The organism is Myroides sp. NP-2 (assembly GCF_014145665.1).
Lineage (GTDB): Bacteria > Bacteroidota > Bacteroidia > Flavobacteriales > Flavobacteriaceae > Flavobacterium.
This window is the reverse complement of the sequence record NZ_JACHTD010000002.1, coordinates 101,135-116,487: the sequence shown is the minus strand read 5'-3', so window position 1 is coordinate 116,487 and position 15,353 is coordinate 101,135. Positions and strand designations below refer to the sequence as shown.

The 15,353-nt window shown below is 33.5% G+C and carries 11 protein-coding genes; 10 read left to right on the top strand and 1 reads right to left on the bottom strand.

What is annotated here, in order from left to right; all coding sequences use genetic code 11:
* Positions 1 to 6 precede the first annotated feature (6 nt).
* Positions 7 to 1,587 carry a S41 family peptidase gene (locus H4K35_RS02945; RefSeq protein ID WP_182625897.1) on the top strand — a complete coding sequence of 527 codons (1,581 nt, stop codon included), beginning with the start codon at positions 7 to 9 and terminating at the stop codon, positions 1,585 to 1,587.
* Positions 1,588 to 2,105: 518 nt separating this feature from the next.
* Here H4K35_RS02945 and H4K35_RS02940 read toward each other — a convergent pair.
* On the bottom strand, positions 2,106 to 4,172 hold the full coding sequence (locus H4K35_RS02940) for a M13 family metallopeptidase (RefSeq protein WP_182625896.1): 2,067 nt from the start codon (positions 4,170 to 4,172) through the stop codon (positions 2,106 to 2,108).
* A gap of 249 nt (positions 4,173 to 4,421) precedes the next feature.
* On the opposite strand from H4K35_RS02940, the gene H4K35_RS02935 reads away from it, so the two are divergent.
* The 9 genes from H4K35_RS02935 (at position 4,422) to H4K35_RS02895 (ending at position 15,167) form a co-directional block, all read left to right on the top strand.
* Positions 4,422 to 5,132 carry an SCO family protein gene (locus tag H4K35_RS02935; protein ID WP_182625895.1) on the top strand — a complete coding sequence of 237 codons (711 nt, stop codon included), beginning with the start codon at positions 4,422 to 4,424 and terminating at the stop codon, positions 5,130 to 5,132.
* A gap of 188 nt (positions 5,133 to 5,320) precedes the next feature.
* Complete coding sequence (locus H4K35_RS02930) at positions 5,321 to 5,560, top strand: FeoA family protein (RefSeq protein ID WP_182625894.1); 240 nt, start codon at positions 5,321 to 5,323, stop codon at positions 5,558 to 5,560.
* 17 nt (positions 5,561 to 5,577) lie between these two features.
* Positions 5,578 to 7,686 (top strand): ferrous iron transport protein B, encoded by a 2,109-nt coding sequence (feoB, locus tag H4K35_RS02925; RefSeq protein ID WP_182625893.1) that lies wholly within the window; start codon positions 5,578 to 5,580, stop codon positions 7,684 to 7,686.
* A gap of 7 nt (positions 7,687 to 7,693) precedes the next feature.
* Positions 7,694 to 7,828: a FeoB-associated Cys-rich membrane protein gene (locus tag H4K35_RS02920; RefSeq protein ID WP_182625892.1), complete on the top strand. Its 135-nt coding sequence runs from the start codon at positions 7,694 to 7,696 to the stop codon at positions 7,826 to 7,828.
* Positions 7,829 to 8,087: 259 nt separating this feature from the next.
* Positions 8,088 to 10,448, top strand: a complete 2,361-nt coding sequence (locus tag H4K35_RS02915) for a TonB-dependent receptor (protein WP_182625891.1) — start codon at positions 8,088 to 8,090, stop codon at positions 10,446 to 10,448.
* An 82-nt stretch (positions 10,449 to 10,530) separates the two neighbouring features.
* On the top strand, positions 10,531 to 10,671 hold the full coding sequence (locus H4K35_RS02910) for a ComC/BlpC family leader-containing pheromone/bacteriocin (RefSeq protein WP_182625890.1): 141 nt from the start codon (positions 10,531 to 10,533) through the stop codon (positions 10,669 to 10,671).
* A 60-nt stretch (positions 10,672 to 10,731) separates the two neighbouring features.
* Positions 10,732 to 11,703, top strand: a complete 972-nt coding sequence (locus H4K35_RS02905; RefSeq protein WP_182625889.1) for a hypothetical protein — start codon at positions 10,732 to 10,734, stop codon at positions 11,701 to 11,703.
* A 306-nt stretch (positions 11,704 to 12,009) separates the two neighbouring features.
* Entirely contained in the window at positions 12,010 to 12,966 is a 957-nt protein-coding gene (locus H4K35_RS02900; protein ID WP_182625888.1) for a hypothetical protein, read from the top strand.
* Positions 12,967 to 12,968: 2 nt separating this feature from the next.
* A complete protein-coding gene (locus H4K35_RS02895) occupies positions 12,969 to 15,167 on the top strand; it encodes a peptidase domain-containing ABC transporter (RefSeq protein ID WP_182625887.1) in 2,199 nt (732 codons plus the stop codon).
* Positions 15,168 to 15,353 lie beyond the last annotated feature (186 nt).

The window sequence follows — 15,353 nt, the reverse complement described above, 5'->3', positions numbered from 1 at the left end:
ACGAGGATGAAAAAGTTTTTTTGGCCCTTTATCGTTGCATTATCGCTCTCCTTAGGAGTACTCCTAGGCGGTTTTCTCGTATCGGCTTCTCAACGTACACAAAGTAATTTTTTTACCAATCACAATAAGTTAAAACTCAATCGTCTGCTGGACTTTATTGAGCAGGAATACGTGGATCAAGTAGACACAGATTCTATTGTGGACCGTACCGTTACATCCATATTAGAGCAATTAGACCCCCATTCGGTTTACATCGGCAAAGACTTAATGAAAGAGGTGACCGAATCCATGCAGGGGAGTTTTGTTGGAATAGGGGTGCAGTACTATTTGTATCAAGATTCACTGGCAATTATCAAACCCCTAGAAGGTGGACCATCGAGTAAGGCGGGACTGCTAGCGGGTGACCGAATCTTAAGCGCAAACCAGCAGCTGTTGTACGGCAAAGCAATATCAACAGATACCATTTCTTCCGTTTTAAAGGGAGAAGAAGGAACCCCAATCACACTAGAAGTTTACCGCAAAACAACACAAGAACGGCAAAATATTGTAGTCAAACGGGAACCAATTCCGTTAAAAAGTGTGGATGTTGCCCTTAAACTCGACAACCAATATGGCTATATTAAAATCAACCGGTTTTCAAGTACTACACACGAAGAGTTCCAAGTTGGGCTACTAGCCCTAATAGCTCAAGATATTAAAGGATTGATCATTGACTTACGCGATAATAGTGGGGGATATATGGATCAGTCTACCAAAATTTTGAACGACTTATTGCTGACCGATCAAACGATTGTAAAAACCATTAACCGTGGTGGACAAGAAAAAATAACCAAGGCAAAGAGTACGAATTTGTTTACGGCTAAGCCCTTGTATATTTTAGTGAATGAAAGTAGTGCTTCGGCCAGTGAAATTATAGCTGGAGCGATTCAGGATAATGATCGTGGCACGGTAGTAGGGAGGCGTACTTTTGGAAAAGGCTTGGTGCAACGTGAGTTGATGTTGGGCGATGGTTCTGCTATACGATTAACTACGGCGCGTTATTATACCCCTTCTGGACGATCTATTCAAAAGAATTACAAAAATGGGATTGTAGATTACAACAACGACTTCCGTTCGCGCTATGAACATGGAGAATTATATGCCGCAGATAGTATTAAAGTGGCAGATAGCTTGCAATTTAAAACCCTAAAGGGTAGAATCGTATATGGAGGTGGTGGAATCGTACCAGATTTATTCGTGCCTATTGCTAGAAAACACGGAGAAGAAGCAATTGAGATGATGATGAAATCTGGGATGGTGAGCTATTACGTATTCCAGGAGATCGATAAAGATCGTCAGCGATACAACGCTATGACCACGACAGAATTAATCGCTAATCTCGAAGGCGATTCTAAAGAATTTGAACAGTTTAAACGCCATCTAGAAACGAATAAGTTGTTTTTTAAATTAGACCGTCACAAGGATTTAGTTCTCCATTATCTAATCGCTGAATACCTAAATCAATTGAAAGGGCAGCAAGATTATTACGAATGGTTGCTGAAGATTGATCCGATGGTTTTGAAAGTAGTTCAGCAGGATGAGGCATGAGTTAAAAGTAAAGCGAATTTTAGCGATTAAAGTTGATTTTTAATCTATAGCAATTAGGATAGTATTGTCCTACTATGTGTTTAATGTTGGATAAAATCAATACTTTAGGTTCGAATAAATACCTCACGTACCTGGGTGATTGCTGTTTATTTTTGGATTATAAGATAACAGGATTCTAAACAATAGCTGTATAGCTATAGTAGGACGAGACAGCTCCTCTTCGGGCTGAGTCCATAGTGAGTCCGTGGTGAGTCCATAGTAAGTCCATGAAAAACCACATTTTTAATAGACTCAGCATGGATGCACACTAGACTAATCCTAGAGGCAAGGGAAGGATAACCCCTAGGAGAAAGGTTAAAAGTAAAATAGCTGTTTTTAGCGGATTTACAAAAACCAGAGTAAGCGAAAGTATATAATGCTTGAGTCGTGTAACGTTCAGCGTATACCATAAAAAAACCCCGCCTATTTTTAGACGGGGTTTGATTTTTTTGAGGCTTTTAGACAGCCTTTTATTTATTTTACCAAATTTTCACTCGCTCTTCTGGTTTGATGTAAAGCTTGTTTGTTTCTTTGATATCGAATGCTTCATAGAAAGCATCAACGTTTTGTAAAGGAACAAAAGCTCTGTAATAGCCTGGAGCATGTGGATCAGTTTTCACCTGGTTTTTGATTGCTTCATCACGTGCTTTAGTTCTCCAGATCGTACCCCAAGAAATAAAGAAACGTTGTTCTGGTGTATAACCGTCGATAAGGCCTGGATCACCATTTTCTTTTAAGTAGATTTTTAATCCGTCATAGGCAGCATTAACTCCACCTAAATCTCCGATATTTTCTCCTAATGTAAAGTGACCATCAACAAAAACGCCTGGTAGTGGCTCTAATGCACTGTATTGATCTGCTAATTTATTCCCTAAAACAGTAAAGCGTTCTAAATCTGCATCTGTCCACCAGTTGTTTAAGTTACCGTTTTTGTCATAACGCGCTCCAGAGTCGTCAAAACTGTGAGAGATTTCATGTCCGATAACCGCACCAATACCACCGTAGTTGATCGCCTCATCTGCTTTATAATCGTAGAAAGGAGGTTGTAAAATTGCAGCAGGGAAAACGATTTCGTTATAAAGAGGATTGAAGTATGCATTTACCGTTTGTGGTGACATTCCCCAACGAGATTTATCTACTGGTTTTCCGTAGTCTTCTCTGTTTTTAGCTATTTCCCATTTTGATGCATTTCTCATGTTTTCAAAATAGTTTCCTTTGTCTGCAGGAGATTTGATCTCCATTTTAGAATAATCTTCCCATTTGTCAGGGTAACCGATTTTAACTGTTGTAGTCGCTAATTTCTCTAAAGCTCCTTTTTTAGTTTCTTCAGCCATCCAAGGTAAGTTTTTGATACGCTCACCAAATGCAGTTAATACGTTTTTAATCATCGCCTGTGCTTTTGCTTTCGCTTCAGCAGGGAATTTTTTAGCTACGTATAATTGACCTAAAGCCTCTCCAATAGTATTGTTCACAATTGCAAGGGCTCTTTCTTCCGCTGGTCTTTGTTCTTTTGCTCCTTCTAGTGTTTTAGAATAGAACTCCCAGTTTGCCGTTTCCATCTCTGGTGATAAGGTACTAGCATAACCGTTTACTAAAGTCCATTTTAAGTAAGCTTTTACATCATTGATGTTTTTTGCTGATAAAATGTCATTTAATGCTTTCATATATTTAGGTTGAGAAACCACCACTTTGTCGATGTTTTTCAATCCTGTTGCATCAAAATAAGCGGTCCAATCTACGATTGGAGTTGTTTTTTGTAATTCAGCAATCGTCATTGGATTGTAAGTCAAACGGCTATCTCTGCGTTCTACTCTTGTTAAACGAGGTTCTGCCATTTTTGTTTCGATCGCTAATACGCGTTTTGAATCCGCAGTAGCTTCTTCTTTTGACTCACCTGCCATTTCTAACATACGCGCCACGTGTGCTACATATTGCTCGCGTTTTTCTTTCATATCAGCATCTTGCAAGATATAGTAATCGCGATCAGGTAATCCCAATGATCCAGTGCTCAAATACACGGTGTTCTCATTTGAGTTTTTAGCGTCAGCATATACATAAGAAGAATAGAATCCCAATCCACCCTCGTCTGCTAAATCATTGATTAATTTAGTGACATCTGCAGGAGTTTGAATCGCGTTGATTTGATCCAAGTACGGTTTTAAAGGTGTTACACCTACACTAGTACGCGTATCATTATCTAAATAGGACTCAAATAGAGCAACTGCTTTGGCTTGGTCTGATTTAGCATCTAGATTATGTGCATCAGCTGCTTCTTTTAAAATGGCTAAGGCATCTTTATCTGTATTTTGTCTTAACTCATCAAAACTTCCCCAACGCGTTCTATCATTGGGAATCTCAGTGTTATCATACCAAGTACCGTTTACAAAACGGAAAAAGTCATCCCCAGGATTTACACTTAGGTCCATGTATTCTAAGTTAATCCCATGATTCTCTTGATCTGCAACTTCTTCAGCTTTTTTGCCGTCTTTACAAGCAACTAATGAAGCTAGAGCTAGACCAGAGGTTAATAATACTCTTTTTTTCATTTTATTTCAGATTTTACTTTAATTCTAGTTTAAACAAAAATAGAAAATATCTTTTGAGTAATTTTCATTTCAACCTTTAAATTGAATTTTTAGGAGTAAAACTTGTTTTTTGGTTTGATTTATTAAAATTCAAAGCAGGATAACGGCATAGAACTACAAGGGACTCATCCGTAAAACCTAGTTGTTTTAAGCTAGCTTTAACGTATTTATAGGTTGGAATTTGTAAGTTTGTAGGAAACTCAAATCATCATGTTTCAATTTTTTAAACGCTATAGATATTTCTTTCTATTTTTCTTTTTGATGTGCTGTGTAATCATGGCTATGTTTTACAATGCGTTAAAGTACAGAAAAAGCCTACCTGTTTATACACCTTCAATGGTGAATCCCGAGATGGTGGATAGTTTAATTCAGCATGAAGCAAATAAACAAAAGCACCGTATTGCAGCCTTTTCCTTTATCAATCAAAATGGTGATACCATTACCAACAAAGATTACGAAGGACATATTTATGTTGCTGATTTTTTCTTCACTACTTGTCCGACCATCTGTCCCATCATGGGAGATAATATGGAGTGGTTGCAAGCGAAGATCAAAACGCTTCCTGGGGTAAAGCTATTGTCTCATACTGTAACGCCCGAAATAGACAGTGTACCTGTGCTCAAAGAATATGCGTTGAAACGCGGGGTTGATGATGCCATTTGGAACTTAGTTACTGGTGATAAGCGTGAGATTTATTATATGGCCAGAAATTCGTATTTAGCTGTAAAAACAGGTTCGCCAGAGGAAATGTATGATATGGTACACACGGAAAATTTCGTCTTAGTGGATAGTGAAGGGCGAATTAGAGGATTTTACGATGGTACGAATTTAGATACCAAAGACCCAGAAAACAAGAATATGGAGGAGCTTTGGGAAGATATTCAATGGTTGTATCAACACGAAAAAGAAACGAAAAAATAACTAGAAACATACCAATAGAAAGACAGGCCTAATAGCTTGTCTTTTTTATTTTATTCCAGCCACACTTTTATGTTGTACTTGCGAATTAGTGCGTTGAACGAGTAGTATTTAGACTAAGAAAAAATAAAATTGTGTTTAACTTGATTTATTATTGTTTATTTTTGCAATGTGAATTAAATCTAAATAAGGTGAATACAACGTTAGACTTATTAAAAAGAAACGAAAAGGGCGTAATTGCTGACTTTGACCTTCATAAAGTGCCTCTAAAGCTATTAGAAATGGGATGCCTACCTGGTAATCCTGTTGAACTATTAGAAGTGGCTCCATTGGGAGACCCCATTTATTTTTGCATTAACGATACGCATTTATCGATTCGCAAAGAATTAGCACGAGAAATTGTGGTTAGCTTGGAGGGGAATTTGAAGTAAGAATAGCAGAAATACAAATGAAAAAAGATATAAAAGTTGCCCTAATAGGTAATCCTAATGTAGGGAAGACCTCTGTATTCAACGCCTTAACGGGCTTAAATCACAAGATTGGTAATTATCCTGGTATTACTGTGGATAAGAAGTCGGGAACGACCAAATTAGACGAAGAGGTAAGTGCTACGATTATTGACCTGCCTGGAACGTATAGCATCAACGCCAGTTCAGAAGATGAGCGCATTGTCTTGGATTTGTTGTTTGACCAAACCAATGAAGACTATCCTGATGTAGCCGTAGTTGTGGCAGAAATTGAAAACTTAAAGCGAAACTTATTGTTGTTCACCCAAGTTAAAGAGCTTGGCTTTCCTACGATTTTAGTCATAAATATGGCGGATCACATGGAAGAAAAAGGAATTAGCATTCAAGTGGCTGCGTTAGAAAAAAAGCTAAATACCAAGATTGTGTTGATGAGTGCCAAGAAAAAAATGGGTATTCAAGACTTAAAACAAGCAATTTTAGGTTATCAGCATTATTCGATTGAGCCTTGTTTAAACGCTACAGCAGTAGATCCAACCTTCTTCGGTCAGTTGGCTTTGACTTTTTCTACACTTTCTGTTTTCAAATTGTGGATGATCTACTCTCAAGATATTGTCATTGGCAATATTGGAAAGAAAGACATCGAAGAAAAAGGAATTCACCTTTCAGACAGTGAAATCAAGAAATTACAACATAAGAAAACCATTAAACGCTATCAGTTTATTAATGATACATTAAAAGAAACGTATAAGCGTGATCTCAATAAGGCTTCGGATATTCGCACTAAAGTAGATCGTATTTTAACTCATAAGGTTTATGGGTATTTGATTTTCTTCGGTATTATGATGCTTGTGTTTCAAGCGATTTTTGAGTGGTCGAGTATTCCCATGGATTGGATTGACGAACAATTCTCTAATCTAGGTTCTTGGGTACACGAAGTGATGGAACCAGGTAAATTAACCGACCTGATTGCTGATGGTATTGTACCGGGTATTGGAGGGGTGATGCCCTTTATTCCCCAAATTGCTATCTTGTTTATGTTCATTTCAATTTTGGAAGAAACGGGCTATATGAGTCGTGTGGTCTTCTTGATGGACAAGCTGATGCGTCCGTTTGGGTTGAGTGGAAAATCGGTAGTGCCATTAATTTCTGGAAATGCCTGTGCAATTCCCGCAATTATGTCTGCACGTAATATTGAGAATCCCAAAGAGCGATTGATTACGATCTTAGTAACGCCATTTACGACCTGCTCTGCTCGTATCCCCGTCTATATTATCATCATTGCTTTAGTGATTCCAGAAACGCGTCTATTTGGGTTTTTGAGCCTACAAGGATTGACGCTAACGTTGTTTTACTTCATTGGATTCTTAGCTGCTCTAGCTTCTTCTTGGGCGTTGAGTAAATACATTAAAAGCGAGCGCAAATCGTATTTCGTTATTGAAATGCCAAATTATCGCACGCCAATTATCAAAAATGTGGTGGCAAATATGTATGAAAAGACCAAAGCCTTCGTTGTGGGAGCGGGTAAGATCATTTTTGTTTTATCGATTATAATTTGGTTTTTAGGTGCACATGGTCCAGGCGATAAGTTTGAAAATGCAGAGGAGCACATGGCTCAAGCTCATCAAAATCAAAACGTTTCTGAAGAAGAAATGAGTGAATATGTAGCGAGTTACCGCTTGGAGAACTCGTATATCGGCATCTTAGGTAAATCAATAGAACCGGTAATTAAACCCTTAGGATACGATTGGAAAGTTGGTATTGCTGTATTGTCGTCTTTCGTAGGGCGTGAGATTTTTGTCGGAGTTTTAGGAACAATCTACAATGTAGGATCTGGAGACGAAAACGATGAAGATGGGCGTATTAAACAAAAAATGGCTGCTGAGGTATGGCCAGATACAGGTGAAAAAGTATTTACCTTAGCTAGTGGGGTGTCTTTGATGTTCTTCTATGCGTTTGCCATGCAGTGTACTGCTACCGTGGCTATTGTACGCAGGGAAACAAAATCGTGGAAATGGACAATTTACCAATTGGTTTTTATGACGGTTTTCGCTTATGTGGCAGCGTTTATAGCCTATCAACTTTTAAAATAAAGAAGAAATGGATTATCAAGAGATTATCGTATACGGCTTATTGCTTTTTGCTATTGGGTTCTTCATCAAGAAAGCCTGGGGTAAAAAGAGCAATAAAAAGGGTGGAGGCTCTTGCGGGAGTGGAAACTGTGGGTGTTCGTAAGGATCTTTTAACGTTGAGGGAATTACCTTCGATGATATAAAAAAAAACAGCAATAGACTTGGGTTTATTGCTGTTTTTTTTTGTGGGTTATTTAAGATAAAAGGAGTAGTAGAAAGAAAACGGTATAAAATAAAATGTCGTTTAATTTCATTTTTGTTAATAATGTCGTAAAATAATTGAAATTTTAATGAAATAAATTAATAATAATTGGTTTTAATATGTAATTTTGATAATTATTGGTTGATATAATGTCCCGTTTATGAAAAAAAATGTGATTTTCTGTTTTTTGGTATTTTGCTATAACCAGATACTTATAGGGCAAGAAATTAATGTGAAAGGAAAAGTTCGCAATGAATATGGCAATCCTATAATTTTTGCTACTGCTGTTCTATTTGAACATGATAGTATACCCGTCGCTGCTGCATATACGGATAGTTTGGGTGATTTTATTTTGAATCATAAAGTGGGGGAGTATAGACTAACTGTTTCGTGGTTAAATTCAGATGTTATCACAAAAAAAATTATTGTCACTCATGATTTGGATTTGGGGGAGTTCATCCTAAATGAAAATATAAATCTCGATGAGATTTCCATTACATCAAGAAAGAAAATGTTTGAGAGAAAAACGGATCGAATTATTTTTAATGTTTCTCAATCGACATCTGCTACAGGATTTAGTGCATTAGAAACACTAGCATTGACTCCTTTAGTCTCTGTGAATGGGCAAGGAGAAATTGCGATTGTAGGCAAGAATAGGGTTGGAATATTGATTGATGATAAAATTGTGTATTTATCAGGGAGTGAACTTACTTCATATTTAAGTAATATACGTTCTGAGAATATTGCTCGGATAGAAGTCCTTACCTCACCACCGTCTAAGTTTGATGCACAGGGTAATAGTGGATTAATTAACATTGTATTAAATAAAAATGAAAATTTAGGATGGAATGGTAGTTTAACAAGTACAGTAAAACAAGCGACTTATACTAGTTTGTCCAATAACATTAGTTTAAATTACAGTTCGAGTAAATTATCTTCTTCTGTAGTTTTAAGACACTATTATACATCTCTTAAAGCCTTAGAAAATTATGAAATATGGCAAAAGAAATCTTTAGTCTCAAAAGAAAATCGACACGACTTTTATAAAGGAATGGGAGTTGAAACCAGGTTTAATTATGCGTGGTCTAAAAACACAAAATTAGGTCTTATTTATAATTATGGAACCGCAGATGATGATAAAGATGTACATAATAGCGCTAGCTTTTATGATCAGAATACATTGTATAAAGATTTGTCGACAGCAGCTACACATAATATTAAGACACCAGTACATACGCTTAACCTTTATGCTCAAAGTAAACTTTCGAATAGAGGGGATCAAGTAGATATTGGATTGAATTATTTTGATACCTCTGCTAATTCAATTGTTGATTTTACAACTATTGACGTATTAAATCCTTTGCTTGCAGATAGAGTAAAAACAAGTTCAACTGTTGGATATGGCATTTTATCCACTACTGCTGACTTTGTGTTGAATAGTACATGGAGTAATCTTTCATTCGGTCTAAAATATGTGACTATGCGCAATAATTCTGATGTAGGCTATTTCAATTGGACTGATCGTGGATATTGGATTGATCCCACTAAATCCGCATTATTTAACTACAAAGAGAATATTTACGCAGGGTATTTCGATTTTAGTAAGATATTTTTCAAGACTTGGCAATTGAAACTTGGCTTACGATACGAGTATACGAATACACAAGGTATTTCTAAGACAGTAGATGAAAGTAAAAAGACTAAATACGACAATTTTTTCCCATCTGTATATGTAACGCATACATTGAATGACTTTCATGTTTTTTATATGTCTTATAATAAACGAATTAATAGACCAAGTTTTAGAGAAGTAGATCCTTTTCGATGGTATAGTAATCCTTATTCCTATTCAGAAGGAAATCCTTTATTATCTCCTTCATACAATTACAATTTTGAGTTAGGTTATTTATTCCATAATTATTTGTCTATAGACCTGTATTATCAGGAGTTGCACAATGAGTTTGGGCAAATTTCTAATTTCGAAAATGATGTGGAAGTATCTTCCTATTACAATTATTACAACCAAAATAATTTAGGGGTAAATGTTATGTACACAAGGTCATTGCTTTCTTTTTTAGAAAATAGTATTTCTTTCAATATGGCCTATGTCAAAGCTCAGCCTAAAATGGAAGATATTATAGGAGAATCAGGATTGTTTACAAGTTACTATATCAATAATACCCTAACGTTAAATCCAGAACATAGTTTTCTCTTGGTCAATTATTGGCAAAGACTTCCTTCCAAAAAAGGGAATAGTTCGTTGCGAAATATGGCCTCTTTTGATATAGGGTTTAAATTTCTTTTTTTTGACCAAAAGCTCTCTTTTAATATTGTGGTTAACGATTTGTTTCAACAACTCAGAGCAAAAGGAGAAAAGAAATTTGATACAAATCACCAGCAATTTAATAACTATTACGATGCTAGAAATCTATCTTTTTCAGCAACCTATAATTTTGGTAAATCAAAACATGGCGAAAAAAATAAAACAATTGACTTTGAAGAAACTTCAAGGGCAAATTGAAGATACTGTTTGCAAACGTATACCAATGAGAGTCTAATGTATTAAAACTTTGACTGATTAGTTTATTTGAAAAAACAATATTATGAAATTAGTAAGTTTAGATCAATTCAAAAAGCTTAATGAAGTAGAATTGAAAATTGTTAAAGGCGGGGGATTAGTAGCAGGATCTACTGTGGAATCTGACAAGCGTGATGACGATAGAGCATCTACAGATCAGAAGTAATTGAAGAAGAACATTTGCAGGAGTATATATTTATACTCCTGCATTTAAAATCTAATGAAGATGATATTAATTTTAACTACAAAGTACTATGAACAAGGTACAACTCCTGTGGTAGATTGGCTAATACATAATAGAACTCCTTATCTTATAATACACTACGAAGATCTAATTTCAAAAAATAATAAATATGTTTTAGATGTGATTAATAAAGACATTATAGTTGATGGAGTTAATATTAAATCTAAAATCAAGATTGTTTTTTACAGAAGATTTTTTTTATCTAGTAAAATATTTGATTATAGTGATGATGATCCTGTTGCTAAGCAATTACATTTAGAGTGTATTTCTGAGTTAGAGGCGATTACTAATTATCTTAAACATTTTTTTAGAGATATTCCTCAATTTCCCATAAAACAAAGTTATGGAGAAAATAAGTTATTGTACTTAGAGTATGCCTCGAAAGTTGGATTACAGTGTCCAAAATCACTAATAACGAATAATAAAGAAGACGTGCTGAAGTTTAATAGTACTTGTAAAAACATAATTAGTAAACCGATCTATTATTCTAATTATTATTATGTTGATCAAGTGACTTATTCAGTTCGAACTATTAAGTATACAGATGAAATGATCGAGAATCTTAGTGATTTCTTTTTTCCAACCTTATTCCAAGAAGCTATTAACTCAATATACGAAATTAGATCTTTTTATTTAGATGGTAAGTTTTATTCTACAGCAGCTATTTTTTTAGGAAAGAATAAAAACATTGACATTAAATTAAATTACAAATCTATTAATTTGAATTGGGTGTCGTTTAAACTTCCAGCTATTATTGAAGAAAAACTTGATTTGTTTATGAAGAGCATGAATCTAAATACGGGTTCAATTGATTTATTAAGAACGGATAATGATTTTATTTTTTTAGAGGTTAATCCTGTTGGTCAGTATTCAGCTCCAAGTGATTATTGTAATTATTATTTAGAATATGAAATAAGTGAATATCTTAAAGATAGATTAAATGCACCTATTTAACCTGATTTATAATATTATATTTTTTTACTTCAATAGATAACATCTCCTTTACTAACTTAATTAACTCGATAAGAATTCTTACACATAAAATTTTAAATATGAAGTCAAAAGTAATTGATGTTAATTTTTTAAAGCATGTTTCACCTAATTATCAATACATGCAAGCGGATCCGAGTAACTTGACTTCCTCATTTTATGACAAAATACGATTTAGCAGTTGTAAAAAACATAGATCCGAGGAGTATATAAGTTATAGTTGCTATAAAATAATTTCTAATATTTCTATGTCAACCTTTTTTAAAAATTATGGATAATAATATATACTACGTTTTGTTCTCTTTTAATATTCCTATTAAAGGAAATGGAAAGAGTGTAATTTATAATCTTCAAAAATCTAAATTGATTTTTGTCCCTGATGTAATGATTGATTTTATTGAAAGTTTAAAATCAAACCCTATCTTAACTGTTAAACAGAATTTAACAACTGACTCACTCTATCTTTTTGATCAATATATGGAATTTTTAGACCAAAATAGTTTAGGTTTTTATACAACCAACAGAGATGAATTTCCTGATTTAAAACTTGATTGGAGGGTTCCGAATTCACTAATATCTTGTGTAATTGAATTTGATTGTCTAAGTAGCGATTTCTTGATTGACTCAATTTTAAATCAATTGGAAGAATTGAATTGTTTCCATATTGAATTCATAATTAAAAATACTAATCTTGAATTTTTGTGTAGAGTAAGTGAATATACTTTCTATAATACGATAAAGTCTATAAATTTTTATATAGAATATGCTGAAGATATTGTAGATAATCTTATTAGTTTTTTTGAAGAAAATAAAAAAATAGAGTATGTTTTGGTATTTAATTGTGATTCTGAAGTTAAACATATTTCTTCCGAAAGAATTTTATTTATTGAAGAAAACATAATTGGAAATCAATTTCAATTTCAAAATGATCAATATGTGGTGAATATAAAATATTTTACAGAATCTTTGCATTTCCATGCTTATTTAAATCGTAAAATATGTATAGATGAAATTGGAAATGTGAAAAATGACTTGTCTTTTGTAACTTGTTTTGGAAATGTAAAAGAGAACTCTATTCTAAATATTCTAGAATCTAGTGATATTAAAGATCTTTGGAATGCCAGCCCTGACAAAGTATTAGACTACAAATATGATATATTAAGATACTGTACTGTTTATACAGATGATTTAGTGAAATTAGATGATGGGTATTATAAAGTCCGATAATTATGAAGGTTGTTTTTCAGTTAAATCAAATGGATTGTGGGCCTGCATGTTTAGCAACAGTATCTTGTTTTTTTGGAAAAAGAATTAGTTTAAACTATTTAAGAGAGATTACACATGCTTCTAAAGACGGGGTTTCATTGTATAATTTAGCTCGCGCATCTGAAGATATTGGTTTTCTAGCAAAGCCTACTAAAACTACAATTGATAACTTAACTTCAGAATTATTACCTTGCATTCTATTTTGGGAACAAAAACATTATGTAGTTCTATATAAAATCAAAAGTAGAAAGGGTGTTTTTAAATTCAAAATTGCAGATCCTAGTTATGGAAATCTTTCTTATAAATTAATAGATTTTAAAAAGTGTTGGATAAACGATAATGCTGAAAATGAGGGTTTCGTTCTGTTTTTAAAGCCTACGAGTGTGTTTTATACGACAACTTTTGAAGATGAACGAAAAGTTGATGTATTTGTGTTTCTAAAGTATTTAAATACTTACTCTCAGCAAGTTTATTTATTGTTATTCTTGTTGCTGATTGGCACAATCCTGTCCATAGTTTTTCCTATTTTAACTCAACAATTAATTGATAATGGAATTAAGAAGGGTAATATTGATATAATAGTTGTAATACTTTGTTCTCAATTTGCTTTTCATATTGGAAATATTGTGATTGAAGTGGTTAGAAATTGGGTGACATTGCATATAGGAACCAAAATGAATATAAAAATCATTTCAGATTTTATAAATAAAACATTGCGTCTACCTATAAAATATTTTGAAAATAGGCTTATGGGGGATTTTAATCAGAGAATTTCTGATCATACTCGAATTGAAAGTTTTCTTACCTCTCAAAGTATCCTTTCTTTTTTTTCCTTTTTGACATTTCTATCCTTTATGGCCTTTTTAGGATATTATAGTATGATTATTTTGATTATCTATGTTCTTTTAACAATTTCTTCTGTTGTTTGGTCGTTATTATGCTTAAGAAGACGAAAAGCATTGGACTATCGAAAATTTCAGAATGGGAGTGATAATCAACAATCAATATATGAAATAATACGGGGAGTTACTGAATTAAAAATTAATCAGTTTGAAGTATATAAAAGAAAAAAGTGGGAGACTATTCAGCAAGAGTTGTTCGAAATAAATAGTAAAATTTTAAGGATTGATCAAATGCAAACTGTTGTTTTTGAACTGATAAATAAAATACGAAACAGTAGTATTCTATTGTTATCGTCTTTTTTAGTTGTTGATAATAAAATGACACTTGGTGTTTTACTAAGTATCTCTTATATACTTGGGCAAATGGATAATCCATTATATCAATTGATAAATTTTATTAAATCATTTCAAGAAGCAAGTTTGAGTATGGCCAGATTACTAGAGGTAGAGGATTTTGCTGATGAAGAAACTAATACCTTAATCCAAGTTCCCTTACAAGTATATAATGATAAGTTAGAAGGAGAAGGTATTTGCATTAAAAACCTTTTTTATAAGTATGATGTTACATCTTCCTTTTATGTACTGAATAATCTGTCCTTGAATATTCCATTGAGAAAAATCACTTCTATAGTAGGAGTAAGTGGTAGTGGAAAAACAACTTTGATAAAATTGCTTTTGAAATTCTATGATGTAGAAAAGAATATGATTTTGTTTAATGGTGTAGACTTGTGCCAGATATCTCCTAAGAGTATTAGAGAAAATTTTGGCGTAGTCATGCAAGATGGTTTTATATTTACAGATACAATTGAAAGAAACATTGCTACGGGGGAAGAAAAAATAGATTTGGTTAAACTCAATAAATCAGTTGAAGTTGCTAATTTGACTTCTTTTATATCACAGTCACCTCTTGGCTTAAAGACAAAAATTGGTGCTGATGGAGAAGGAATATCAGGAGGAGAAAAGCAAAGAATTTTAATAGCCAGAGCGGTATATAAGAATCCAAGTTTTGTTATTTTTGATGAGGCTACTTCTGCTTTAGATTCAGAGAATGAGAAAATAATTCATAATAATTTAAAAACTTTTTTTGAACATAAAACTGTTATTATTATTGCACATAGATTATCAACAGTTAAAATGTCAGATCAAATTGTTGTATTAGAAAGGGGGGAGGTTGTAGAAAGTGGTAATCATAATGAATTGATTGCTAATAAAAAATCATATTATAATTTGGTCAAAAATCAATTAGAATTAGGTACTTAAAAGGAGTAAAAAGTCATCAAGAAAGCCTGGGGTAAAAAGAGCAATAAAAAGGGTGGAGGCTCTTGCGGGAGTGGAAACTGTGGGTGTTCGTAAGGATCTTTTAACGTTGAGGGGATTACCTTCGATGATATAAAAAAAAACAGCAATAGACTTGGGTTTATTGCTGTTTTTTTTGCAGAAGATTTC

Bases quoted from the DNA above. Each gene is read 5' to 3' on its own strand.
- H4K35_RS02945 (WP_182625897.1), top strand. From the start codon at position 7: ATGAAAAAGTTTTTTTGGCCCTTTATCGTTGCATTATCGCTCTCCTTA.
- H4K35_RS02940 (WP_182625896.1), bottom strand. From the start codon at position 4,172: ATGAAAAAAAGAGTATTATTAACCTCTGGTCTAGCTCTAGCTTCATTA.
- H4K35_RS02935 (WP_182625895.1), top strand. From the start codon at position 4,422: ATGTTTCAATTTTTTAAACGCTATAGATATTTCTTTCTATTTTTCTTT.
- feoB (WP_182625893.1), top strand. From the start codon at position 5,578: ATGAAAAAAGATATAAAAGTTGCCCTAATAGGTAATCCTAATGTAGGG.
- H4K35_RS02920 (WP_182625892.1), top strand. From the start codon at position 7,694: ATGGATTATCAAGAGATTATCGTATACGGCTTATTGCTTTTTGCTATT.
- H4K35_RS02915 (WP_182625891.1), top strand. From the start codon at position 8,088: ATGAAAAAAAATGTGATTTTCTGTTTTTTGGTATTTTGCTATAACCAG.
- H4K35_RS02910 (WP_182625890.1), top strand. From the start codon at position 10,531: ATGAAATTAGTAAGTTTAGATCAATTCAAAAAGCTTAATGAAGTAGAA.
- H4K35_RS02905 (WP_182625889.1), top strand. From the start codon at position 10,732: ATGATATTAATTTTAACTACAAAGTACTATGAACAAGGTACAACTCCT.
- H4K35_RS02900 (WP_182625888.1), top strand. From the start codon at position 12,010: ATGGATAATAATATATACTACGTTTTGTTCTCTTTTAATATTCCTATT.
- H4K35_RS02895 (WP_182625887.1), top strand. From the start codon at position 12,969: ATGAAGGTTGTTTTTCAGTTAAATCAAATGGATTGTGGGCCTGCATGT.